This is a genomic window from Pseudomonas fluorescens (genome assembly GCF_000802965.1).
GTDB lineage: Bacteria > Pseudomonadota > Gammaproteobacteria > Pseudomonadales > Pseudomonadaceae > Aquipseudomonas > Aquipseudomonas fluorescens_A.
The window spans coordinates 16,595-39,691 of sequence record NZ_JSAK01000029.1 but is presented as its reverse complement, the minus strand read 5'-3'; the positions used below and the strand labels follow the sequence as shown (position 1 = coordinate 39,691).

20 protein-coding genes are annotated in these 23,097 nt (G+C 60.9%); 3 read left to right on the top strand and 17 right to left on the bottom strand.

Annotated elements, in window-relative coordinates:
* Window positions 1–54 precede the first annotated feature (54 nt).
* The 4 genes from NL64_RS22305 to NL64_RS22290 all read right to left on the bottom strand — a co-directional run bounded on the left by NL64_RS22305 (window position 55) and on the right by NL64_RS22290 (window position 5,679).
* Window positions 55–1,611, bottom strand: coding sequence for an amino acid permease (locus tag NL64_RS22305; protein ID WP_034150218.1), 1,557 nt, complete (start codon window positions 1,609–1,611; stop codon window positions 55–57).
* Between the two features lie 131 nt (window positions 1,612–1,742).
* Window positions 1,743–2,903 (bottom strand): iron-containing alcohol dehydrogenase, encoded by a 1,161-nt coding sequence (locus NL64_RS22300; RefSeq protein WP_034150217.1) that lies wholly within the window; start codon window positions 2,901–2,903, stop codon window positions 1,743–1,745.
* A 3-nt stretch (window positions 2,904–2,906) separates the two neighbouring features.
* Window positions 2,907–4,298, bottom strand: coding sequence for an aldehyde dehydrogenase family protein (locus NL64_RS22295; protein ID WP_034150216.1), 1,392 nt, complete (start codon window positions 4,296–4,298; stop codon window positions 2,907–2,909).
* A gap of 7 nt (window positions 4,299–4,305) precedes the next feature.
* Complete coding sequence (locus tag NL64_RS22290; protein ID WP_034150215.1) at window positions 4,306–5,679, bottom strand: glutamine synthetase family protein; 1,374 nt, start codon at window positions 5,677–5,679, stop codon at window positions 4,306–4,308.
* A gap of 233 nt (window positions 5,680–5,912) precedes the next feature.
* Here NL64_RS22290 and NL64_RS22285 point away from each other — a divergent pair, with 233 nt between their 5' ends.
* The gene (locus tag NL64_RS22285; RefSeq protein WP_034150214.1) at window positions 5,913–6,239 is read left to right on the top strand and encodes a carboxymuconolactone decarboxylase family protein; all 327 of its coding nucleotides are present in this window, start codon (window positions 5,913–5,915) and stop codon (window positions 6,237–6,239) included.
* A 78-nt stretch (window positions 6,240–6,317) separates the two neighbouring features.
* Here NL64_RS22285 and NL64_RS22280 read toward each other — a convergent pair whose 3' ends face one another.
* Complete coding sequence (locus NL64_RS22280; RefSeq protein WP_034150213.1) at window positions 6,318–6,683, bottom strand: DUF6124 family protein; 366 nt, start codon at window positions 6,681–6,683, stop codon at window positions 6,318–6,320.
* Window positions 6,684–7,351: 668 nt separating this feature from the next.
* On the opposite strand from NL64_RS22280, the gene NL64_RS22275 reads away from it, so the two are divergent.
* Window positions 7,352–8,332, top strand: coding sequence for a GlxA family transcriptional regulator (locus NL64_RS22275; RefSeq protein ID WP_052321283.1), 981 nt, complete (start codon window positions 7,352–7,354; stop codon window positions 8,330–8,332).
* A gap of 1 nt (window position 8,333) precedes the next feature.
* Here the strand turns inward: NL64_RS22275 and NL64_RS22270 are convergent, their stop codons facing one another.
* Window positions 8,334–8,873, bottom strand: coding sequence for a hydrolase (locus tag NL64_RS22270; protein WP_052321282.1), 540 nt, complete (start codon window positions 8,871–8,873; stop codon window positions 8,334–8,336).
* 244 nt (window positions 8,874–9,117) lie between these two features.
* On the bottom strand, window positions 9,118–10,095 hold the full coding sequence (locus NL64_RS22265) for an alpha/beta fold hydrolase (RefSeq protein ID WP_034150212.1): 978 nt from the start codon (window positions 10,093–10,095) through the stop codon (window positions 9,118–9,120).
* A gap of 211 nt (window positions 10,096–10,306) precedes the next feature.
* Here NL64_RS22265 and NL64_RS22260 point away from each other — a divergent pair, with 211 nt between their 5' ends.
* On the top strand, window positions 10,307–11,314 hold the full coding sequence (locus tag NL64_RS22260; protein ID WP_034150211.1) for an Ldh family oxidoreductase: 1,008 nt from the start codon (window positions 10,307–10,309) through the stop codon (window positions 11,312–11,314).
* Window positions 11,315–11,430: 116 nt separating this feature from the next.
* On the opposite strand, the gene NL64_RS22255 is transcribed toward NL64_RS22260, so the two are convergent.
* The 10 genes from NL64_RS22255 to NL64_RS22205 form a co-directional block, all read right to left on the bottom strand.
* Window positions 11,431–13,011, bottom strand: a complete 1,581-nt coding sequence (locus NL64_RS22255) for an aldehyde dehydrogenase (NADP(+)) (RefSeq protein WP_034150210.1) — start codon at window positions 13,009–13,011, stop codon at window positions 11,431–11,433.
* A 133-nt stretch (window positions 13,012–13,144) separates the two neighbouring features.
* The gene (gene abaF / locus NL64_RS22250; protein WP_034150209.1) at window positions 13,145–14,542 is read right to left on the bottom strand and encodes a fosfomycin efflux MFS transporter AbaF; all 1,398 of its coding nucleotides are present in this window, start codon (window positions 14,540–14,542) and stop codon (window positions 13,145–13,147) included.
* Window positions 14,543–14,613: 71 nt separating this feature from the next.
* Window positions 14,614–15,531: a dihydrodipicolinate synthase family protein gene (locus tag NL64_RS22245; RefSeq protein WP_034150208.1), complete on the bottom strand. Its 918-nt coding sequence runs from the start codon at window positions 15,529–15,531 to the stop codon at window positions 14,614–14,616.
* A 253-nt stretch (window positions 15,532–15,784) separates the two neighbouring features.
* The gene (locus NL64_RS22240; RefSeq protein ID WP_034150207.1) at window positions 15,785–16,813 is read right to left on the bottom strand and encodes a trans-3-hydroxy-L-proline dehydratase; all 1,029 of its coding nucleotides are present in this window, start codon (window positions 16,811–16,813) and stop codon (window positions 15,785–15,787) included.
* A 133-nt stretch (window positions 16,814–16,946) separates the two neighbouring features.
* Window positions 16,947–17,669 carry an amino acid ABC transporter ATP-binding protein gene (locus tag NL64_RS22235; protein WP_034150206.1) on the bottom strand — a complete coding sequence of 241 codons (723 nt, stop codon included), beginning with the start codon at window positions 17,667–17,669 and terminating at the stop codon, window positions 16,947–16,949.
* The gene (locus NL64_RS22230; RefSeq protein ID WP_034150205.1) at window positions 17,662–18,312 is read right to left on the bottom strand and encodes an amino acid ABC transporter permease; all 651 of its coding nucleotides are present in this window, start codon (window positions 18,310–18,312) and stop codon (window positions 17,662–17,664) included. The genes NL64_RS22235 and NL64_RS22230 overlap by 8 nt, the downstream gene beginning before the upstream one ends.
* 9 nt (window positions 18,313–18,321) lie before the next feature.
* Window positions 18,322–18,987 (bottom strand): amino acid ABC transporter permease, encoded by a 666-nt coding sequence (locus tag NL64_RS22225; protein WP_034150204.1) that lies wholly within the window; start codon window positions 18,985–18,987, stop codon window positions 18,322–18,324.
* Window positions 18,980–20,758, bottom strand: coding sequence for a cis-3-hydroxy-L-proline dehydratase (gene lhpI / locus NL64_RS22220; RefSeq protein ID WP_034150203.1), 1,779 nt, complete (start codon window positions 20,756–20,758; stop codon window positions 18,980–18,982). The genes NL64_RS22225 and lhpI overlap by 8 nt, the downstream gene beginning before the upstream one ends.
* A gap of 10 nt (window positions 20,759–20,768) precedes the next feature.
* Complete coding sequence (locus NL64_RS22215; RefSeq protein WP_034150202.1) at window positions 20,769–21,587, bottom strand: ABC transporter substrate-binding protein; 819 nt, start codon at window positions 21,585–21,587, stop codon at window positions 20,769–20,771.
* A 753-nt stretch (window positions 21,588–22,340) separates the two neighbouring features.
* Complete coding sequence (locus tag NL64_RS22205; RefSeq protein ID WP_034150365.1) at window positions 22,341–23,090, bottom strand: AraC family transcriptional regulator; 750 nt, start codon at window positions 23,088–23,090, stop codon at window positions 22,341–22,343.
* Between the last annotated feature and the right edge of the window lie 7 nt (window positions 23,091–23,097).

The window sequence follows — 23,097 nt, the reverse complement described above, 5'->3', positions numbered from 1 at the left end:
GGCATACACCATCGAACAACGAGGTCGAACCAAAAAATCGGATACGTACCCGGTTCAAGAGCGCTTATCCAAAGCCGCTTCAGCCGCCGCAATCTCAGCCTGCCGCCTGGCAATCACGTCCCCCACCGGCGGCCCTTGAAACCGTCGTGCCTCAAACCCGAACCAGACAATCGCCGTCAATACCAGAAACCCGATGGTGATGTACAGCGCCCAGTCATTCGGCGGCTGAATCCCGATGACAAAAATGATCACCATCGACAGCACCGACAGAATGGCAAACACCGAATACCAGAATCGCCCCATGTTCCACGGCCCCATGGTCGGCCACTTCGACGTTCCGAAGGTAAACAGGCCCAACACGATAGGAATCACGAAAGAGAAAAACAGAAAGATCACCGTGCAAGACACCACGATGGTGTAGACCGGCGTTTCACCGACCGAGATCACCGACGAGCCCCAGTCGAACAATACCGCCAGGGTCGCACCGGTCCAGATCGCCGCTACCGGGCTGCGAAAGGTTGGTGACACCGAGGACAGCGCCTTGGAAAAAGGCAGACCACCGTCACGGGAAAACGCGAAGATCATGCGTGAAACCGAGGTCACGGTCGCCAACCCGCAGAGCACTTGCGAGATAAAAATCGCCACGTACAGCGCGAGTTTCAGTGTCGGGTTGACCTGTGTGTCCATGGCCCAGAAAAACACGCTCCAGCCTTTGCTGGCGGCTTCATCCATGTTCGGCAGCATCAGCACGAAGGCGCTGAGCATCACCCAACCGAACAGCAACGACCAGACCACCGACATCACCATGCCCCGGGGCACCGATATCGCCGCATTGCGGGTTTCTTCGGAGGTGTGCGCGGAGGCGTCGTAGCCGGTGATGGTGTAGATCGGCAACAGCAGGCCGAGCATGAAAATCCAGCCGTTGGACACCTGTGGCCAGACGCTGCCGCCAGCCTCGCCGGAGTAGTTGCCGAAGGTCACCAGCCGGGCGAACTCGTAACTGGGGGCCGAGATCAGGCAGACGATGGTCAGCGCCAGCGCGGTAGCGAAGATCAGATAGCCGGAGAAGTCGGTGAGTTTGGCGGTCAGGCCGATGCCCAAGTGGTTACACAAGGCCTGGAGGCCGGTGAGGATCGCCAGGAAAATCACCCGGGTGGTGGTCGTGTCCTCCATGCCCAGCGCCGGTCCGAACGCCCCGAAAAAGAAGTAATAGGTGCCGACGTTGATCGCGCCGAGCACCGTGACCAAACCCAGCAGGTTGAACCACGCCGTCAGCCAACCGGTAAAGCGATTACCCAGGATCGAGCCCCAGTGATACAGGCCGCCGGCGGTGGGATAAGCCGAAGAAATCTGCGCCATGGCCAGGGCGAACACCCCGGAAATCAGGCAACCGATCGGCCAGCCGATGCCGATGGCCGCACCGCCCGCGCCCGAGGTGCCCTGGGCCAGTGAGTTGATGCCGCCGGAGAGGATGCAGATGATCGAAAAGGAAATCGCAAAGTTGGAGAAAACCCCCATTCGTCGCGAGAGCTGCTGGGCATAGCCCATGCTGTGCAGCACCTTGACGTCTTCGTCGTGCGCGTCGGTGCCGGGCTGGCTTGCTGGGTTCATTGTGTGTGCCCCTTAGGTTTTGGTACGCATCCACCCGGGGTACCGGATGGGGTGGCCTTCAACCCCTTGTCGTACTGCTCCTGTTTGCACGCGATAACACCTGCCCATTCGACCCTGGACAGTGGACTGCTCTAGAGACGGCCGTGAAACGCCGCATCGAAAATTTCCGCCGCGCCGGCCCGGGTGATCGGCAGCGGGTTGCCGCCAGCCGAGGGGTCAACGACGGCCATGTCCGCAATCAGGTCCGCTTGTTTGTCATCCACACCCAACTCAAACAGCGTGTGCGGTACGGCGATGTCCTTGCGCAGTTTGAGGATGAAGGCCAGGAAGCTGTCGAAACCGGGGGAGGGCAGGCGTAAATAAGCCGCCAGGCGTGTGATGCGTTCTTCGATGGCCGCTCGATTGAACTTCAATACATAGGGCATCAGCGTGGCATTGGTCATGCCGTGATGGGTGTCGTACAGCGCGCCGATGGGATGGGCGAGAGCGTGCATGCCGCCGAGTCCCTTCTGGAACGCGGTGGCGCCCATCGCCGCCGCCGCGAGCATCTGCCCGCGCGCGTCAAGGTCGGAAGGCGTGTGCACGGCCCGCACCAGCGCTTGGGTCACCAGGCGCATGCCTTCCACCGCAATGCCGTCAGCCAACGGGTGAAAGCCGGGAGCGCAGTAGGCTTCCAGGCAGTGCGACAACGCATCCATGCCCGTGCCGGCAGTGATTTTCGCCGGCATGCCGACGGTGAGGACCGGGTCGCTGATGACCACGCGCGGCATCATTTTCGGGTGGAAGATGATGCGTTTGGTGTGGGTCGCTTCATCGATGATTACCGCTGCACGGCCCACTTCAGAGCCCGTGCCCGCCGTGGTCGGCACCGCGATGACCGGGGCGATGCGACTTTCATCTGCGCGGGTCCAGTAGTCGCCGATGTCCTCGAAATCCCACACCGGGCGGGTCTGGCCACTCATGAACGCAATGAGCTTGCCCATATCCAGACCGCTGCCGCCGCCAAAGGCCACCACACCATCGTGTTGACCTGCACGCCAGGCGTCGAGTCCTCCGGCCAGGTTCGCTTCAACTGGATTGGGCTTGAGGTCGCAAAACAGCGCGGCGCCGAGACCGGCAGCCTGCATGGATTCCAGTGCTGCCGTGGTGATCGGCGCGCGCGCCAGGCCACTGTCCGTAACCAGCAACGGACGCTGGATCCCCTGGCTGCGACAGACTTCGGCCAGTTCGGTGATGCGGCCGACACCGAAGCGAATGCTCGTGGGGTAGTTCCAGTTTCCGGTCAGGCTCATGGCTCAGATCTCGTGGCGCAAATGGAAGGATTTGGCGCGGGTCAGGTGTTCGTAGCCAAGGCGCGACAGGGTGACGCCGCGCCCGCTGTTCTTCACGCCGGTCCAGGCCAGGGCCGGGTCGAGGTAATCGCAGCGGTTCATGAACACGGTGCCGGTGTCGATCTCGTTGCCCAGACGTTCGGCGGCGGCGAGGTCCTGGGTCCAGATCGAGGCGCTGAGCCCGAACTCGCTGTCGTTCATCAAGGCAATGGCTTCGTCGTCGCCGGCCACCGACATGATGCCGACCACCGGCCCAAAGCTTTCATCACGCATGACCGACATTTGATGGCTGACATCCACCAGCACCTGCGGCCCGAGGTAGGCGCTGCCCGGCACATCAGCGGGGAAGGCCTGCGGGTCGATCAACGCCCTGGCGCCCTGGGCCAATGCTTCGGCGATCTGCGCACGCACGAACACCGCTGCCCCCGGCGTTACCAACGGGCCGAGCGTGGTGGCTTCGTCCAGTGGATTGCCCAGCACGTACTGACGGGTTAAGTCGGCGAAACGCTCGATAAACGCCGGGTAGATGCTTTGATCGACATAGATGCGCTCCACGGCGCAGCAGCTTTGCCCGGAATTGAAGAAGCTGCCGTCCACAAGGTTTTCCACCGCATGGTCGAGGTTGGCATCCGCCCGCACGTAGGCCGGGTCTTTGCCGCCAAGCTCCAGGCCCATGCCGACAAAGCGCCCGGTGGCAGCGCTTTCCATGGCCTTGCCGGCTTCCACGGAACCGGTGAAGTTCACCTGCCGCACGCGTCCGGAAGCAATAATCGCGGCTGTCTGGTCATGGCCGAGCAACAGGTGATGGAACAAGCCCTCAGGCAGCTTGGCGCGGCGCATGGCTTCGGCAAAACGTTCGCCCACCAGCAGGGTTTGCGAAGCGTGTTTGAGGATGACCGCGTTGCCCGCCATCAGCGCCGGGATCACCGTGTTGACGGCGGTCAGATACGGGTAATTCCACGGCGCGACCACCAGCACCGTGCCCAGCGGTTCACGTTGGATATGCCGGCGAAAACCGGGAACGGGCGTGGGCTCAACCGCTGCCAATGCTTCAGGCGCAATGGCGATCATGTGCCGCGCGCGCTCTTCGAATCCGCGCAGTTCACCCGCGCCATATTTCACCGGTCGGCCCATTTGCCAGGCCAGTTCCGGGACGATTTCGTCCTTCATGGCCAGCATCGCGTCCACCGCGGCGCTGCAAAAAGCCGCGCGTTCGTTAAGTGGCCAGCGTCTCCATTGCGCCTGGGCAACGGCGGCAGACGCCAACGCCTGTTCGATCTGCGCAGCATCGGCATAGGGGCGCTCGGCGTAGACCCGGCCGTCGACCGGGGAGATCAGTTGAATCGTCGAAGTCATGATGGTCTCAGTAACGTTCAAAACCGCGCTGCAATTCCCAATCGGTGATCCGCCGGTCGTACTCCTTCTGTTCCCATTCGGCGGTGTGCACGTAGTGGTCGACCACTTCATCACCGAAGGCTTCGCGCAGCATGCTCGAGCCCTTGAGGGCCGCACTGGCTTCACGCAGAGTCTTGGAGACTTCGGGCAATTTTTCGTCAACGTAGGCGTCGCCTTCGAAGGGAGGATCGAGGGTGAGCTTCTCGTCGATCCCGGCGAGCCCGGCAGCGATCAACGCGGCGAAGGCCAGATAAGGGTTGAGGTCGGCGCCGCCAATGCGACATTCGATGCGAATGGCTTTGCTGTCTTCGGCGCACAAGCGGAAACCTGCGGTGCGATTGTCGCGGCTCCACACGGCGCGGGTCGGGGCGAAAGTCCCGGCCTGAAAGCGTTTATAGGAATTGATGTAGGGCGCGAGAAAACAGGTGATGTCGTTGGCGTATTTGAGCTGTCCGGCGACCCAGGCGCGCATCAGTTTCGACATGCCGAACTCGGCCTTGGCATCGAAAAACAGCGGCTTCTTGGCGTTCTTGTCCCACAGCGAGTTATGGATGTGACTGCTGGAACCGGCGGCGTCATAACGCCACTTGGCCATGAACGTGATCGCCTTGCCCTGCAGCTGCGCGATCTCCTTGCAGGCGTGCTTGATGATGACGTGGTGGTCGGCCATGGTCAGCGCATCGGCATAGCGGATATTGATCTCTTCCTGGCCTGGCCCCCATTCGCCCTTGGAGTTTTCCACGGGAATGCCCGACGCTTGCAGATGCTTGCGAATCGCCCGCAGCACCGGCTCTTCGCGGGTGGTCTGGAGGATGTTGTAGTCCTCGATGTAGTGCCCGGCGGTTTTCGGCTTGTAGTAGTTGCGCCTGTGGATCGACTCGTAGCTCTCGTCGAACAGGTAGAACTCCAGTTCCGAAGCGAACATGCCGGTGTAGCCGCGTTCACGCAGGCGCTCGATCTGTTTTTTCAGGATGGCGCGGGGGCTGTGCGGCAAGTCTTGTCGATGGTGGTGTTCGAGCACATCGCACAGCACCAGCGCCGTGCATTCCAGCCAGGGCACCTTGCGCAATGTGCTCATGTCGGGCTTGAGCACGAAGTCGCCGTAGCCTTTGCTCCAACTGGCGGCGGCATAACCGGGCACCGGCTCCATGTCGATGTCATCGGCCAGCAGGTAGTTGCAGCAGTGGGTTTCTTCATGGCCGCTGTCGATGAAAAACTCGACCTGGAATCGCTTGCCGACCAGTCGCCCCTGCATGTCGACCATGCACACCAGAACGGTATCGATTTCGCCGGAGGCGGCAGCACGCTTGAGTTCGTCGAAACTGAGAAGAGGCTTCGTCATCACGGCAAGTCCTGCGCAAATTGTGTGGGCCTGTCTGAAATAGCTGTTGCAGACGCTCTCCAGAAAAACCCAAAACCTGCAGATGCGAGCATCGTGAGCAATAAGCTGCACTAAGCTTAGCCTACTGTCGCTTTTCGCAAGTTTTGCTGATCGAAGCCTTTATCTATCGGGTAAAACAGGGCCCGGAATGTGTTCAAGCGAGCAGCCCGGCACAGGTTCGCGAGGAGAAAACAATGACCAAGAAGAGAGCACACAACACCTACCGAAACCTCAAGCAGCAATACCCGGATTACCTGGATGCGGTGGAAGCCCTGGGTACCGTTGTGCGTCACGCCGGTCCGCTGGACGAGCAAGTGGTCCAGTTGATCCAGCTCGGTGCCGCCGCGGCGATTCACTCCGAAGGCGCCGTGCACAGTCACACCCGGCGCGCACTGGAAGCCGGCGCAACCCCGGAGCAGATCCGCCACACCCTGATCGCACTCACCAGCACGATCGGTTTCCCGACCGTGGTGGCGGCGATCAGTTGGGCGGAGGATGTGATGGAGGAGGGCGTGGCGTAAACGCATCGGACTCAAAAGATCGCAGGAATTACGCGTTACCCCTGTAGGAGCTGCCGCAGGCTGCGATCTTTTGATCTTCTACATCTGCTCCGGTGGATCTATCTGATCCAGCACCCGGTTCGCCATAATTTCGGCCAGCATCACGCTGTTCGAAATACCCAGCAGCGCATTGCGCGACTCACCGTCCAGATGGTCCACCAATTGATGGACCATCACATCGATCGAGGCCAGGGTTTCGACCAGATAAACCATCAGGGTTTCGGTATCCGCCTCAGGGTCAACGGAAAACAGGGTACTGGGTGTTCGCGGTGTGGCTTTGATGTCGGCAATCGAGGGGAAGTGAAAGTCGAGGGCCCGCTCGGCGGCTTCGTTGAGTTTGTTTGAGTCGGGTTCGTAGGGGGATGCTGCATCGGTGTCCGGCGGGTTTGGCGTTACCTTGAACATGCTGTGGATTCCTGAATTGGGCCATCACCCATCCCTACTAAAGAAAGGGTGGCAGCTGTACGCAGGTTAGTAGACCGGGGAATCCTAGAAGCCGGCGCGCCCGAGGGCGCCCTGCGTACAGCCACCATCAGAATGCAGGCGCAAAGCCTGACTGGTGGAAGCGTTGTACGTCTCGGATTAAAACCACGGGCTACTAAACCCGATCACTGATGGGCAGTGACACGAATCAAGTTACCGAGGAGCCCCAAGGCGCACAAGCCGGCGGATTCTGGCGTAACCGTAGGCAACGGTGCAAGGTCTTGTAGCTTTCATGAAGTAACGTTGCAGGCGTTTAAACACGCAGGTTTCCGTCATGTTTATTGATCGCAAGGAAACGTCCTACAGGCGGTGAATCCTTCGAATAAACCACCCGTCCTGTGGCGAGGGAGCTTGCTCGCGCTGGGACGCGAAGCGGCCCCAAAAAATGGGACGGCTACGCCATCCAGCGGGAGCAAGCTCCCTCGCCACAGGTTCAGTGTCACGTATCGATTGACGCACCCTCTGCGTCCCGGTTTTCAGTTGGCCTGATCCATCGCACAATGGCGCCTCGCGACACAGGCATTTTTACAGTTCAACGGCGTAACGTGGTGGGTCGGGCATTGATCGAAAGACGGCAATTCAGCGGAGGCATGAAGGGCAAAAACCTTCGCTATCTCAATGAACATTCAGGCGATCTGCGAACGGTTCGGGCAGGCTTTTTGCTGCTCGAACATTTCTCGCTGCCGGCGTTTACCCAGGCGCTGGACACCATTGTCACGGCGAACCTGCTGCGACCGGGCTCGTTTTCTTCCCGAACGTTCGGTTTGAGCGAGGGCGAGGTGGTCAGCGATCTGGGACTGGTGATCCGGCCGGATACCCGTCTCGATTGTGCACAAATCAAAGAACTGGATCTGTTGGTGATTTGCGGCGGTTACCGGACGGAGCTCAAGGCCAATGAAGGATTTGTCAGCCTGTTGAGGACCGCATCAGAAGTGGGTGTCAGTCTGGCCGGGTTGTGGAACGGCGCATGGTTCCTGGGCAAGGCAGGCCTGCTGGACGGTTACCGTTGCGCCATTCACCCCGAACACCGTCCGGCGCTGGCCGAGTTCTGCAAGGCGACGCAAGTCAGCAGTGAGCCCTACATCATCGATCGCGACCGGCTCACGGCGTCCAGTCCGTCCGGCGCGTTCCACATGGCGCTGGACTGGATCAAGGGGTTGCACGACAAAGCCCTGGTCGAAGGTATCGAGGACATTCTGGCGTTCGAGGAGTCGCGCTACCGGCGCATTAAACCGACGGAAAATATCTGTGTGAGCGCGCCATTACGCGAGGTGGTGAAACTGATGGACGCCAACCTCGAGGAGCCGCTGGAACTGGAACAACTGGCGGTCTACGCCGGCCGCTCACGGAGACAACTCGAGCGCTTGTTCAGGGAGCAGTTGGGCACGACCCCACAGCGGTATTACATGGAGTTGCGGATCACCGAGGCGCGTCGGTTGCTCCAGCACACCGAACTGTCGCAGGTCGATGTGCTGGTGGCTTGCGGGTTTGTTTCACCCAGCCATTTCAGCAAGTGCTACAGCTCGTATTTCGGTTACAGGCCGTCGAAAGAAAAACGGCTGGTTAAATAAGCTATTGGATGGTGGGCGTGCGTTCACCCATGACGGCTACGCGACTCACCGCCAGCGGTGGGTTGAACGCCAGCCTTAGACGGTCGATGACTTGCTCGATCGACGGCCCCTGGATAGACGGTGGTTCAGGGCTCTCACCAAATTCGCGCCAGATGAACAGGGTCATTTCCGCGCCATCGGTCAGTGAATGAGCGTTGGCGCCGGCACCGAAATTCTTCAGCAGCCGATACCGCTCATCCTTCCAGAACAGCTCTTCGACCCATGAGTACACCGGAATGAAGTGGAAGTGGATGGGGAAGCCCGGGTCGTGGCCGAATCGACTGATGTAGAGCCACTTCGGCTGGAACTCTGTTTGCAGGATTTTCTGCACCCTGGCGAGCAGCACGCCCATCTCGGCCAAAGCACCCTCGGGCAGATCCGCCAGCGAACGGGTGTTGTAGCGCGTCCCGAGCACCAGATAGCCAGGGAGCTTCGACGACATGTGATGGTTGAGTATCCAGTGAGCGGTCTCATGGATAATGAATTGTCGTGCTATTTCCATGGGGGGTGTCCGTTGTCAGAACCGTGTGCTGAAACCTCTGGATTTCCCGGTCAAGCAGGGCATCAAGTTTACCACTACTTATTCTAGATCCAGATCTGGTTGGGGCGGCAGGCTTTTTGAGATCAGGTCGCTGATACGCTAGCTCGTTTCGTGCCAAATGCATTGAAACGCGAGCTGCCGAACATGACTTTTTGTCAGGGTCCGGCAGCTGCGATACGGTTGCTGTCAATCAAGTGTTTCGCTGTCAGCTTTTGATGAAGGCCAGCAGGTCTGTATTGATGACGTCGGCGTTGGTGGTGCACAGGCCATGGGGCAGGCCGGGGTAGGTTTTCAGCGTACCTTTCTTGAGCAACTTGATCGACAGGTGGGCCGAATCGGCGATTGGCACGATCTGGTCGTCTTCGCCGTGCAGCACCAGGGTCGGCACGTCGATGTTCTTCAGGTCATCGGTGAAGTCGGTTTCCGAGAAGGCGCGAATGCAGTCGTATTGCGCCTTGGCCCCGCCGTTCATGCCCTGGCGCCACCAGTTATCGATGATCGCTTGAGACACTTTCGCACCCGGGCGGTTGAAGCCATAAAACGGCCCGCTGGGAAAATCGCGGTAAAACTGCGAGCGGTTGTCGGCCACGGCTTTGCGCAGGCCATCGAAGACGTCCTGGGGGATGCCGCCGGGGTTGTTCGCGGTGCGCAACATGATCGGCGGCACGGCGCCGATCAGCACCGCTTTGGCCACGCGGCCACGGCCATGGCGTGCAACGTAGCGCGCCACCTCGCCACCACCGGTGGAGTGGCCGACGTGCACGGCATTCTTGATGTCGAGGTGTGCCATCAGCTCCGCGACATCGGCGGCGTAGGTGTCCATTTCGTTGCCAACTGCGGTCTGGGACGAGCGGCCGTGACCACGGCGATCGTGGGCGATGACCCGAAAGCCCTTGCTGAGGAAAAACAGCATTTGCGTATCCCAGTCGTCGCTGGAAAGCGGCCAGCCATGGTGAAACACAATCGGTTGGCCGCTGCCCCAGTCCTTGTAGAAAATCTGGGTGCCATCCTTCACGGTGATCGTGCCCGAACCGCTCGCATTGCCGTCGCTTTTGCCACTTGAAGGTGCGGCAGCCGGCGCTTGCTGCGCTGCCAGCACAGGCGCGGCCACGGCCAGAGCAGCTACCACTGCACCGGTGGTCATCAAGGCCCGACGGGTTGTTCCGCTCGTCTCATCAGTCATTTTTCAACACCCCTGTGTGTTCTGGATTTAGAGGGAAATTTATGGCCAAAACACTGCAGCCACCAGTAGACATGGGTGTTTGCCATTAACCCTTTGGTATGAGCAATTACTCGGCAGTCCTGTGCCGATTTCGTCACTCCCCACGCCCAAACCCATCAAGCCATGCAGCCTCGAATAGACCACCCTGAGCGGTCTGTTCAAGGAGATGATCATGATCCGATTGACCCTGATCGAGGCCCGCGAGTTGGCCGAATCGATCCTGTTGCACAACGGTTTCAACCTGTCCCACGCGCAAGCGGTGGCGGCGACGGTGATCGCCGGCGAGCGTGATGGCTGTGCCTCCCACGGTTTGTATCGGATTCTGGGGTGTGTGAATTCCCTGCGCGCCGGCAAGGTGTCGGCCGATGCCGAGCCCGAGGTGATCGACCAGGCACCGTCGATCGTGCGCGTGGATGCCGCTGGTGGTTTTTCGCAGTTAGCGTTTCAGGCGGGGCTGCCATTGTTGGAGGAGAAGACCCGGGCCAACGGGATTGCAGCGATGGCGATCAATCGCTGCGTACATTTCTCTGCGTTGTGGGTTGAGATCGAGCAATTGACCGCTGCCGGACTGGTCGCGCTGGCGTGTAATCCGAGTCATGCCTGGGTCGCTCCGGCGGGTGGACGGTTGCCGGTGTTCGGCACCAATCCGATTGCCTTCGGCTGGCCTCGCGCAGGGCAGGATCCCTTCGTGTTCGACTTTGCCACCAGCGCCATCGCCCGTGGCGACATCGAACTGCACCGCCGTGTCGGCAAAGCGATCCCCGAAGGCTGGGGCGTGGACGCCCAGGGCCTGCCGAGTACCGATGCCAACGTGGTGCTCGACAGCGGCGCGATGCTGACCTTCGGCGGGCACAAGGGCTCGGCGCTGGCGGCGATGGTGGAGTTGATTGCCGGGCCATTGATCGGTGACCTGACCAGCGCCGAATCGCTAGCCTACGACGCGGGCAGCAAGTCGTCGCCGTACCATGGCGAGCTGATCATAGCGCTGGATCCACGGCGCTTCTTGGGGGATGCCGCGCCGGAGCATTTGGCCCGGGCCGAGGCGTTGTTCCAGGGCATCGAGGGGCAGGGCGCGCGCTTGCCGTCGCAGCGGCGTTATGCGGCGCGGGCCCGGAGTTTGGTGGATGGGGTGCAAATTCCTGAGGCCCTGTACAACGATCTGAAGGTGCTTCTGGCCTGATCACCTAACCCTTAGGAGCTGGCTTGCCAGCGATGAGGCAAGCACATTCAATATTGATGTTGACTGTCAGACCGCCATCGCTGGCAAGCCAGCTCCCACAGGTTTTTAAGTGTTATTTAGATTGGGTTTCTCTGGCTGTTACCGTCGACAAGTCGAGCGATACCCAGCGGATTGGCGTTTTTCAGGGCATCGGGCAGCAGCGCATCCGGGCAGTTCTGATAGCACACCGGACGCAGGAAACGCTCGATGGCCAAGGTGCCGACCGACGTTCCACGGGCGTCCGAAGTAGCCGGATAAGGCCCGCCATGCACCATCGCATCGCAGACTTCGACGCCAGTGGGGTAGCCGTTGAACAGCACCCGGCCGACTTTTTGTTCCAGCAGTGCCAGCAAACCCGCATGATCTTGCAGGTCCTGCGCTTCGCCGATCAGGGTCGCGGTGAGCTGGCCGTGCAAACTGTTCAGCGCCTGTTGCAGTTCAGCCTTGTCGGCGACTTCGACGATGATCGTGGTCGGCCCGAATACTTCTTCCTGGAGCAGTGGATCACCCTTGAGCAGCAGACTCACGTCGGCCTTGAACAGTTGCGGTCGCGCCTGATTGCCACGCTGTTCGTGGCCCGCCAGATGGGTTATTCCCGGATGGCTGATCAAGGCCTGCACGCCTTTTCCATAGCTGGCGAGCGTGCCGGCGTTGAGCATGGTTTGTGCTGGTTGTTCGGCCATCAGCGTAGCGAGTTGCGCGGTAAAAGCGCTGAACTGCGGTGAGCGGATGCCGATCACCAATCCCGGATTAGTACAGAACTGACCGCAACCCTGCACCACCGAAGCCACCAGTTCGCTGGCGATTTTCTCGCCACGCACCTGCAGTGCTTCTGGCAACACCACGACCGGGTTGATGCTGCTCATTTCGGCGAACACCGGGATCGGTTGTGGTCGCGCGGCGGCCATGTCGCCGAGGGCTCGCCCACCTTTAAGCGAACCGGTGAAGCCGACGGCCTGGATCGCCGGATGCTTGACCAGCGCTTCACCCACGCCGGCGCCGTAGATCATGTTGAACACACCTTTGGGCATGTCGGTTTGTTCGGCTGCGCGGATGATGGCATTGGCGACGATTTCAGCGGTCGCCATGTGCCCGCTATGGGCCTTGAACACCACCGGGCAGCCGGCGGCCAGCGCCGCAGCGGTATCGCCGCCGGCCGTGGAGAATGCCAGGGGGAAATTGCTGGCGCCGAACACCGCCACCGGGCCGACGCCGATCCGGTACTGACGCAGGTCGACTCGCGGCAGCGGTTGACGGTCGGGCAGGGCACGGTCGATGCGTGCAGCGTAGAAGTCGCCGCGTCGCAGGACCTGGGCGAACAGGCGCATCTGACCGCTGGTGCGGCCGCGCTCGCCTTGAATGCGGGCGCTCGGCAACGCGGTTTCGCGGGTGACCAGGGCGACGAATTCATCATCCAGGGCATCCAGTTGTGCGGCGATGGCATCAAGGAAGTCGGCACGGCGTGCGGCGGGCAAGTTACGGAATGTGGGGTAGGCGACAGCAGCGGCTTGTGCGGCGGCGTGTACTTCATCCGCGGTGGCTTGCGTGAAAGAGAAGGGCAGGGCTTCGCCGGTGCTGGCGTCATGGCTTTGCAGTGCGATGCTGCCGGCGGCGCTGCGTGTGCCGCCGATGTAGTTGTGGCCGAGGATCTCGGACATGAAAAAAACTCCGGTCATAAAGTTTGCGGCGAAACCTCTGTAGGAGCTGGCTTGCCAGCGATGGCGGCGTGTCAGGCATACCGCGTCGCGATAATCGCCAGCAAGCCGGCTCCTACAAGGTTTGCGTTCGTAGTCAGGCTAGTGAATCGCTGCGGCGTGGAGTGGCAGGAACGGCGTTGTCCAGCGCCGCAATCCGCGCAGCAGCCTCGGCATCCACCGCATGCAGCGACTTGCCACGGGTTTCACGGGTCAAGCCAACGGCGACGATGGAAATCAGCGATGCACCCACCAGGTACCAGGCGATCGGTGTCGAGCTGTGGTACTTGTTGAGCAGGGTGATGGCGATCAGCGGCGCCAGGGAACCGGCGAAGATCGGCGCAACCTGGTAGCACAGCGACAACGCGGTGTAGCGCACGTGGGTCGGGAACATCTCGGCCATCAGCGCCGAGTACGGTGCATAGGTCATCGATTCGATGGCCAGGCCGAGAGTGATCGCCGCCATGATCAGCCAGTTGTTACCCGTGTCCATCATCGGGAAACCGACAAAACCCCAAAACGCGGTAAGCACCGCACCCACCAGATACACCGGTTTGCGCCCGACCAGATCTGACAGATAACCCATCAGCGGGATCAGGAAGAAGTGCAGCAGGTGCGCACCGAACATCAGGAGCAGAATCTCTGAAGTGTCCTTGTGCACTACCAGCTTCAGGTAAGTGATCGAGAAGGTCACGACGGTGTAGTAGAGGATGTTCTCGGCAAACCGCGCGCCGATGCCCACCAGCACCGAACGCCAGTGGTGGCGCAGCACTTCCACCACGCCCAATTGTTGCTGCTTGGTTTGTGCTTGACGGGCCTGGGCTTCCTTGAAGATCGGGGCGTCATCGACGCTGGTGCGAATCCAGTAGCCGATCAACACGACCACCGCCGAGAACCAGAACGCCACACGCCAGCCCCAGGCGAGGAAGTCCTGTTCCGACAGGTTCGACGACAACAGCAGCAGGGCAACCGTCGCCACCAGGTTGCCGGCCGGCACACCCGCTTGCGGCCAACTGGCCCAAAAGCCACGGCGGTTGTCCGGGCAGTGTTCGGACACCAGCAGAATCGCGCCACCCCATTCGCCGCCAAAGGCGAAGCCCTGGATCAGCCGCAACAGCACCAGCAATACCGGCGCCGCGTAGCCGATCTGATCGAAACCAGGCAGGCAGCCCATCAGGAACGTAGTGATGCCGACCACCACCAGGCTCAGTTGCAGCAGGCGCTTGCGGCCGAATTTGTCACCGTAGTGACCGAACACCAAACCGCCCAGCGGGCGGGCGAGAAAACCCACGGCGTAGAGGGCGAAGGCAGCGATGATGCCGTCGATGGGGCTGTCGGTCTGGCGAAAGAACAACTGGCCGAAAACCAATGCCGACGCCGTACCGTAGAGAAAGAATTCATACCACTCGGCGACGGTGCCGGCCATGGCGGCCGCGACGACACGCTTGAGTCCCGAGGGGGTGGTTGCGCTTGAGGTGTGTTGAGGATTGGACATGCTGGCGTTTCCTGTAGAGGCGCAAAAAACAGGCAGCCGGGCCGGACCGCGAAGGTCCGCCCGGCAATCACTCAGAGACCGACGTCCGGCAGCTGCGGACGGTTGGCCAGGGCCTTGGCCATGATCTGCTCGACGAACACTCGATCGGCTTCCGGCAGGGCCAGGCGTGGCGGACGGGTCAGCGCGCTACCGCGACCGGCGATGGCTTCGCACAACTTGATGCACTGCACCAGGTCAGCACGGGCGTCGAGGTGCAGGATCGGCATCAGCCATTCGTAGATCGGCATGGCCTCGGCGAAGCGTCCAGCCTTGGCCAGACGGAAGATGGTTTCGCCTTCTTTCGGGAATACGTTGGACATGCCCGAGACCCAGCCTTCAGCACCGACGGCGATGCTTTCCAGCACCACGTCATCCAGGCCGGCGAACAGCACAAAACGGTCGCCCACTTCATTGCGCACGTCGATGAAGCGACGGGTGTCGCCCGAGGAATCCTTGAAGCACACCACGTTGTCGCAGTCGGCCAGGGAAATCAAGATGTCCGGGGTCACATCGTTTTTGTAGATCGGCGGGTTGTTGTAGACCATCAGCGGTACGTCGGCGTTTTTCGCCACGTAGCGGTAGTGCTCGGCGGTTTCGAAGGGCTTGGAACCGTAGACCAGCGCCGGCATCAGCATCACGCCATCGACACCGACCTTGCGCACGGCGTTGGCGACCTTGGCCGCTTGCACACTGGTGAATTCAGCAACGCCGCAGATCACCGGCACTCGGCCGCGAGAGGCGTCCACTGCGACTTCCGTCACGGCGATTTTTTCTTCGGCGGTCAGCGAGGTGTTTTCACCCACCGAACCGCAAACCACCAGACCCGACACGCCATCACGAATGACGTTGGAGATCACTTGATGGGTTTTATCGAGGTTGATGGTGAAGTCATCGTTGAATTGAGTGGTTACCGCAGGGAAGACGCCACTCCAGTTAATACGCTTGCTCATTGTTGCCTCCAGTTCGTTTTTGTATTTCGTATACGATATTTAAAGTGAAAGAATTCGGCTAGTGCTTTTTTCAGGTTTTTACGGGTTTATCTGGCCGTTGGTCTGGTGAAGGACCCCTGTGGCGAGGGAGCTTGCTCCCGCTCGACTGCGCAGCAGTCGTAAAACCAGAGCATCAGCTTCATCAGACACACTGCAATTGGGGCCGCTGCGCAGCCCAGCGGGAGCAAGCTCCCTCGCCACAAAAAGCTCTATGTCATGCACCGGGCCAGGTATCCGAGAGGCGATAACCCTGCGGCCACGGATCGCTCGGGTCGAGCAGCAATTGGTGGGTGCCGGTGATCCAGGCACGCCCGGAAATGCACGGATAGATGGCGGCGCGACCGGCCACTTCGGTCAGCGAATCGATGCGGCAGTGGAACTCGGAACCCAGGATCGAACGCCCGATAAACCGCTCGCCGACCTGCATCAAACCCTTGGCCTGCAACACCGCCATGCGCGCCGAGCAACCGGTGCCAGTGGGCGAGCGGTCGATTTTGCCCGGCTGAATGACCACGGCGTTGGCGCCGGTGGCGATGCCGTTTTCATGGACGATGGGCGCGGCAATCTGGCAGAAAGAAATGTGCGACCAGTCCGGATTCAGCGGATGAACGAAACCCAGTTGTTCGTTGGCGGCACGGGTGATTTTCAGCCCGACCTCCACCAGATCAGCCGCTTCGTCCGGGCGGATGGAAAAGCCCAGGCCCTTGGCATCAGCGATCACAAAGCTGTCGCCACCGTAAGCGGTATCGACCTTGAGCGAGCCGAGACCTTCGACTTCGATCCACGCATCCAGGCGATCGGCGAAGGAGGGTACGTTTTTGATTTCTACCCGTTCGACCTTACCGTCACGGCAGTCGGCCACGGCCTCGATCAAGCCGCCGGGCGCCTCCAGCACCAGGCGGGTTTGCGGCTCGGTCATTGGCAGGATACCGCTATCGAGCAACACGGTGGCCACGCACAGCGAGTTCGAGCCGGACATCGGCGGGGTGTCCGCCGGTTCCATGATGATCCAGGCCATTTGTGCCCTTGGGTCTTTGGCGGGAACCAGCAGGTTGACGTGACGAAACACCCCGCCGCGCGGTTCGTTGAGCACGAAGTTGCGCAGGGTTTCATCCTTGGCAATCCAGCGTGACTGTTCCCACACCGTGTCGCCGGGCGGCGGGGCGATGCCGCCGACGATCACATCGCCGACTTCACCTTCGGCGTGGCAGCTGACGACGTGGATGACTTTTGATGAGCGCATGCTTTCCTCCTTGTAATACCTGTGAGGGCCTCATCGCTGGCAAGCCAGCTCCCACAGGTTTGATGGTGTACACAAAATCGGTGACCACTCCAAATCACTGTGGGAGCTGGCTTGCCAGCGATGAGGCCAGTGGTTATTTCACCGATTTAAGAAACGCCGCCGTCTCCGCATGCAGCGGATTGCCAATCACCTGATCCGGCGACCCGATTTCATGCACCAGACCATTGCGAAAGAACGCCACTCGGTCGGACACGTCGCGGGCAAAGCGGATCTCGTGGGTCACCAGAACCATGGTCATGCCGTCTTCAGCCAGCATGCGCATGGTGTCCAGAACCTCGCCCACCAGTTGCGGGTCGAGGGCCGAGGTGGCCTCGTCGAACAGCATGTAGTCCGGCGACATGGCCAGGGCGCGGGCGATGGCCATGCGTTGCTGCTGACCGCCGGACAGCTTGCCGGGGAAGGTCTTGAGCTTGTCGCCCAGCCCCACATGGGTCAGTTGTTGCACTGCCAGTTCCTCGGCTTCGGCCTTGCTTTTGCCCAGCACCTTGCGTGGTGCGAGCATGACGTTTTCCAGCACGGTCAGATGCGGGAAGGCATTCCACTGCTGGAACACGATGCCGATCTTCTGCCGCAGGCGATTGAGGTCGGTGGCGCTGTGATGGACTTCGACTCCGTCGACGCGGATGTTGCCTTTCTGGATCGGCTCCAGGCCGTTGATGCACATCAGCAGGGTCGACTTGCCAGAGCCCGAGCCGCCGATGATCGACACCACCTCGCCCTTGTTCACCGTCAGGTTTACGCCCTTGACCACTTCCAGGTTGCCGAAGGATTTATGTACGTTGTCGATCTCAATCATTTTCTTGCCACCTTCTTTCCAGACGAGCGCCCAGGCGTGCAACCACCAGGCTCATGACGTAGTAGATAAGGCCCGCGATGCACAGCACCAGCAACGGTTCCTGGATGCGGGTCACGATGGTTTGCGAGGCGCGCAGCAGTTCGACGATGCCGATCCACATCACCAGCGCAGTGTCTTTCATCACACCGAGCACCAGGTTCAGCCAGCCGGGGAAGGCGACGCGGGTGGCCATCGGCAGGACGATCCAGCGCAGGTCCTGCAGGAAGCTCAGGCCCAGCGAACGACTGGCCCGGCGTACCGTGAACGGCACCGCCAATACGCCGCCGCGCACGATCTCGGTGAAGTACGCGGCGGTGTAGGTTCCCAGTACGATGCAACCGACGCTGAAGGCGCTGATGTTCAGGCCTACGATGCTTTTCAGTGAGTTGAACAGCACGAACTGGATCAGCAACGGCACGCTGCGAAACACGTCCAGCACCCAGGCCAACGGCAGGCTGGCCCGTGGCAACAGGGCGCGCAGCAGGCCGAACAGCAGCCCGGCGATGGAGCCGAGGATGATCGACCAGAACGTCAACTGCAGCGTGACCCAGGCGCCGTTGAGCAGGAACAACAGGTCGTTCGAGGAAAAATCGGTGGCAAACATGGACACTCCTCAGTAACGGAACAACCGCCAGGCCATCAGCCGGGCTGTCGCGACGATCGCCTTGGCAATCGCGTAATACAGCACGGCCGCGATGGCGAAATATTCGAAAGTGCGGAAGGTTTTGACGTTGTATTCCTGGGTCACACCCGTCAGGTCATTGTTCAGCCCGACGATCACCCCCAGCGACGTCATCAACACCGCCCAGACCATCTGATTGGTCAGCGGGTAGAAGACGATCCGCAGCAGCTGCGGGACGATGATCATCCGGTAGGCCTGGAAGGCACTCATGCCCAGCGAACGCGCGGCGCGAACCTGTGTCGTGGGAACGGCCTTGAGGCCGCCGCGGAAGTTTTCCGCGAGATAACCGGCGTTGTTGAACGTGATCCCCGCCAGCAGCGCCAGCCACGAACTGACATGCAACCCCAGCGAACCAAGTCCGAAGTACAGGACATAGATCTGGAACAGCGACGGTGTGTTGCGGGCAATCGATACCCAGCCGTTGCCGAACCCGCGCAGCAGCGTATTTTTGCTTTCGCGCATGACCGTCAGGGCCAGGGCAATCAGCACGCCGAAGATCATCGACAGCGCTGCGGTCTCGAAGGTGACCAGGGCGCCGGCGAGCATGTCCGGCAGGGCGCGCAGGGCCGCGCGCCATTGGAAGGTGTAATCAAACATGCACGGGGCTCTCCAGGTGGGCGGCAGGTAGCAGCCAGGCCGGCAGGCGTCCGCTGGCCGTGGCGTTACAAGCGGCATTGACGCATTCGGCGAGGCTGGCGAAATGCACTTTTCGACCCACCAGCCCTGGGGCGTAATGGGCGTACTTGCCGGAGTTGGTCATGAGGTTTTTCGCGGCCAGCGGAATTACCGGCTCGCCGAGCATGCACCAGCAGGTGTCGGTGACCAGCGTGGCGCCGAAGGTTTCGATCACCGCGATATACCCGGCTTCGCGCGACTGTTCCAGCACGGCACGCCCGCAAGTGATGGCGACCACCACGTCCGGGTGTTTGTGCCGGCCCCGGCACAGCTGCGCGAGGTGGGCGAACTCGCTGAGGGAAAAATGCGGGTTGCCCAGTGACACCACATCCACGCGATTGTCACTGGCACTGTTGAGCTCGCGCCAACTGAGCAGAAGGTCCTTCAGGTGGATTTTTTCCACGGGTATGGATTCGTCCGCTTCCAGCACCTGTGCCGGGTCGATGGCCTCCGGCGTGACCCCGGCGATATGAAACAGCGGCGCCGCCGAGGTGGTGGCGAACGCTGCACCGAAGGCTTTGAGATCGTCCAGGGTCGGCTTGCGGTTTTCCAGGCCTAGCACCAGTGGCACGCGGCTGCCGGCCAGTGTGCCGATGTGATAGCCGAGCAGCGGATAAAAGGCATCGTCCAGTTCACCGAGGGCGGGCAACTCGATCTGCAACCGGGCCTTGCGTGGCGCGTCGAGGTGGCAGCCAATCAACGGCGCGCGGCCGGTCAGGGCGATGCAGATGTCGAGGTAGTCCGGATACTTCAGCGTGCGGGCGCCGAGCACGCTGTTGGCGTAAACCACGGCGTTGGATTCGGCCCAGACAATCTGCTCGCCAGCCTTGGGCGCACTGTCGAGCAGGTACGGCGCACAGGTAAAACTCAGTTGCGCGCCCATTGCCATGTAGGCATCACCCAAGGCACTGGCCGGTTCGCCGAGCGCTGGGTCGATGCCCAATTCGCGCCAGCGGCGCTGATCCACGGAAATCGAATTGAGGGTGGTGGGCACTCGAACCTTCGCGCCCCATTGCACCAGTTGCCGGGCAAATTGCAGGCTCGCCGGTCCTGTGTAAATGCAGCCGTCGATGTGCGCCTGGGTGACATCCACCAATTGGCGGGCGCCTTGCAGTTCTGCCATGCGCAGGACGATCTGCATGGCCATTTGTGCAGCCTTGCCGTGCTGGCCGTCGAGCAGCGCTTGATCGTGTTCGGTGAGTTCGATAGCGGTAGGTCGGTCTTCTGTCTGCGGCTGATTTTCGAGTGCCTGCCAGGCATCGCCCGGCAGGTGTTCGAATGTAGTCAGTGTTGAATCTTCGACCCGGGCAAAAGTCTTGCCGCGCAGGGCGGCGAAGGCCTCCTGGCCGATGCACAGCACCGGCAGGGAACGCTCGAAAATCGTCTGCGCCACGAGCACGCCCAGGGTCAGGATCTCATCGGGTTCGGCCAGCACCAGTGCCGCCGGTGCATGGCCGTTGCTGATCAGCTCCATCATCACGCTGCTGCCGGTGCACGAGCCGCGCCCGCTGGGAATCGCCAGCACACGGCCGGCCAAGTGTTCGCCGCTGAGCGGGTGGTGGCGATCGATGACCTCGCCACTGGCGGCGTCAACCCCGCCCCAGAAACTCAACCCGACATCGGCGAACAACAGGGCACCCTCGGCGGCGCCCGCGACCAGGCTACGACCGGTCAGAGAAATGGACCTGGGCATGCCGGACACCTTAGTAGTAGACCTTTGGCACGGTCAGGTCGGCCGGTGCGATGTCGGTGCCGACCCATTTAACGAACAGCTCCTTGTAACGCCCGGTGCGCACCTGCTGGTTGACGAACAGGTCGAGGTAGTTGAGCAGGCCATACTCGCTGCGCTTGGCACCGAGAGACACATAGTCGATCACGTACGGCGCGTTGCCGGCGACTTTGAGGTTTTTGTACTTGCCCGATTTGAGCGTGGCGGCGGCGACGGTGTTGGTGACCACAGTAGCGTCGATGTGGCCCTGAGCGACGGCCAGCAGCGTGTCGTTCTGCGACTGATAAGCCCGGAAACTGCCGCTGCCCCAGTTCTTCACATCTTTCTCCAGGGCGATGGCCTCGTAGGTGCCGCTGGTGTTGCCCACCGGTTTGCCCTTGAGGTCGTCGAAGCCGTTGATGCCGGTGTTGTCGCGGGTCAGCACGACCATCTGGAACGCGAAGTAGGGCACGGTGAGGCCGACGGTCTTGGCGCGTTCGAGGGTGTCGGACGTGGATGCAACAATCACGTCGGCCCGGCCGGAAACCAGTGCCGGGATACGGTCGGGGAAGGGCGTCTCGACCACTTCAGCCTCGACTCCTAGAATCTTCGCGAGGTCGTTGCAGTAGTCCACGTCGAAACCGGCCGGGTTGTTACTCGCATCGCGGAAACCCATGGGCGGGAAGTCCAGGGTCACGGCACAGCGCAGCTTGCCGGAGCCAATGATGTCGTCGAGCTTGTCGGCCTGGGCGGTGGCGACGAAGGAAGAACTGAGAACAGCGCTGAGGGCTACGGCAAATGCGGGGTTTTTCATAGAGGCCTCGTTGGGTTAAGTGCTGTTGAATTACCGTATTGGGGATTTCGTATACGATATTAACAATAGCAATCAATGTGCCGGTTTCCAGTTTTTGGATTTAATTTGTGGTTGAGGCTTTAGGCAGAGGTGTTCTGGCGGTCGTGCTTTGGGTGGGGGCGTCGTGGTTTCGCTGGTCGGTGTTACATATGGGAGCAGTAGTCGTTCCGGTGCCCCGTTAAGAAACATGGGAGTACATATCCGTTTCTTCGGTAACAGCCGCCGGCGGATTCGCCCTTACGGCGCGTCACTTGGAAAAGCGAGGCGGCCTGACAGCCGACCTGGTCGAAAGAGTGCGCATTTACCCTGTAGGAGCTGCCGAAGGCTGCGATCTTTTGATCTTGATTGGCTTTGGCGTTTGATCTGTCTGCACCTCTTCCAAAGACCGAATGCACGTAGCCGCTCTCGGGCGTTGAAGCAAATGACAAGGGCGAAGCAACGACAAAGGCAGGATCAAAAGATCGCAGCCTTCGGCAGCTCCTACAGGGGAGCACGGCCGCTGATGGATTCCCGGCCATGGATGGCCGATGGCGGCGTGCTCTGTAGGAGCGAGCCTGCTCGCGAAAAACCTGAGAGCACCGCGGGGTGTCAGGCTCCCCGCGTCATCGTTGACCTCCATCGCGAGCAGGCTTTTCAAAGTGACCCGACGTAAGGGCGGAACCCATAGCCGCCGTAACTCAAAAAACGGATATGCCTCACCGGTCCAAAAGCGCCTTAACCCCGATCCCCCCGATACTGACTCGGCGACAAACTGGTCAACGCCCGAAACTGTCGACTGAACGCACTGTGGTCCGTATACCCACACCGCAAGGCAATCTCGGTAATCGGCAAATCACTGTGCAACAACAACCGCGAACCCTCTTCCAGCCGCGCCTTGTGAATCATCTGCCGCGGGGTGAGCTGGAACACCCGTTTGCAATGACGCTCCAGTTGCGCCACGGAATACCCGGCAATGTCCGTCAATTCGGCAAGGCTGATCGGCCGGGCAAAGTGATCACGAATATGCGAATCCACTGCCGCGAGTTTCTGATAAGCCGGATGACTGGACTGTGGCGATTGCAGGTCACGGGAAATACCGGCCAGGCCAACGATGTGACCCTGTTCATCTTTCAGGGCGAGTTTGTGGGTCAGGCACCAGATCGGCTGGTTGCCGAAATACAGGTGCAGTTCCAGTTGATCGGCCAGTACCCGGCCGCTGGACAGCACCCGTCGATCCTGCTCGGTGTAGAGCGGGCCGAAGTTCTCCGGGAAGACCATGTCGGCAGTGCGACCCAGCAGCTCATCGCTGTGTTTGAAGCCGCAGCGTCGGGCCAGGGTCTGGTTGACGAAGGCGTAGCGGGCCTCGCGGTCCTTGATGAAAAACACCACGTCCGACAGGGTATCGAGCAGGGGCGCGATCGGCTGAAGGCTGTTCAGCAGCGTCGGCAAATCGCAGGGTTTGAACGTGGTCAGCGAGGGGTACATGGCGTTG

Coding starts and splice junctions, on each gene's coding strand:
- NL64_RS22235 (WP_034150206.1), bottom strand. CDS start 17,669: ATGATTGAGATCGACAACGTACATAAATCCTTCGGCAACCTGGAAGTG.
- NL64_RS22215 (WP_034150202.1), bottom strand. CDS start 21,587: ATGAAAAACCCCGCATTTGCCGTAGCCCTCAGCGCTGTTCTCAGTTCT.
- NL64_RS22285 (WP_034150214.1), top strand. CDS start 5,913: ATGACCAAGAAGAGAGCACACAACACCTACCGAAACCTCAAGCAGCAA.
- NL64_RS22300 (WP_034150217.1), bottom strand. CDS start 2,903: ATGAGCCTGACCGGAAACTGGAACTACCCCACGAGCATTCGCTTCGGT.
- lhpI (WP_034150203.1), bottom strand. CDS start 20,758: ATGCCCAGGTCCATTTCTCTGACCGGTCGTAGCCTGGTCGCGGGCGCC.
- NL64_RS22260 (WP_034150211.1), top strand. CDS start 10,307: ATGATCCGATTGACCCTGATCGAGGCCCGCGAGTTGGCCGAATCGATC.
- NL64_RS22305 (WP_034150218.1), bottom strand. CDS start 1,611: ATGAACCCAGCAAGCCAGCCCGGCACCGACGCGCACGACGAAGACGTC.
- NL64_RS22240 (WP_034150207.1), bottom strand. CDS start 16,813: ATGCGCTCATCAAAAGTCATCCACGTCGTCAGCTGCCACGCCGAAGGT.
- NL64_RS22205 (WP_034150365.1), bottom strand. CDS start 23,090: ATGTACCCCTCGCTGACCACGTTCAAACCCTGCGATTTGCCGACGCTG.
- NL64_RS22270 (WP_052321282.1), bottom strand. CDS start 8,873: ATGGAAATAGCACGACAATTCATTATCCATGAGACCGCTCACTGGATA.
- NL64_RS22280 (WP_034150213.1), bottom strand. CDS start 6,683: ATGTTCAAGGTAACGCCAAACCCGCCGGACACCGATGCAGCATCCCCC.
- NL64_RS22295 (WP_034150216.1), bottom strand. CDS start 4,298: ATGACTTCGACGATTCAACTGATCTCCCCGGTCGACGGCCGGGTCTAC.
- NL64_RS22265 (WP_034150212.1), bottom strand. CDS start 10,095: ATGACTGATGAGACGAGCGGAACAACCCGTCGGGCCTTGATGACCACC.
- NL64_RS22230 (WP_034150205.1), bottom strand. CDS start 18,312: ATGTTTGCCACCGATTTTTCCTCGAACGACCTGTTGTTCCTGCTCAAC.
- abaF (WP_034150209.1), bottom strand. CDS start 14,542: ATGTCCAATCCTCAACACACCTCAAGCGCAACCACCCCCTCGGGACTC.
- NL64_RS22290 (WP_034150215.1), bottom strand. CDS start 5,679: ATGACGAAGCCTCTTCTCAGTTTCGACGAACTCAAGCGTGCTGCCGCC.
- NL64_RS22275 (WP_052321283.1), top strand. CDS start 7,352: ATGAAGGGCAAAAACCTTCGCTATCTCAATGAACATTCAGGCGATCTG.
- NL64_RS22225 (WP_034150204.1), bottom strand. CDS start 18,987: ATGTTTGATTACACCTTCCAATGGCGCGCGGCCCTGCGCGCCCTGCCG.
- NL64_RS22245 (WP_034150208.1), bottom strand. CDS start 15,531: ATGAGCAAGCGTATTAACTGGAGTGGCGTCTTCCCTGCGGTAACCACT.
- NL64_RS22255 (WP_034150210.1), bottom strand. CDS start 13,011: ATGTCCGAGATCCTCGGCCACAACTACATCGGCGGCACACGCAGCGCC.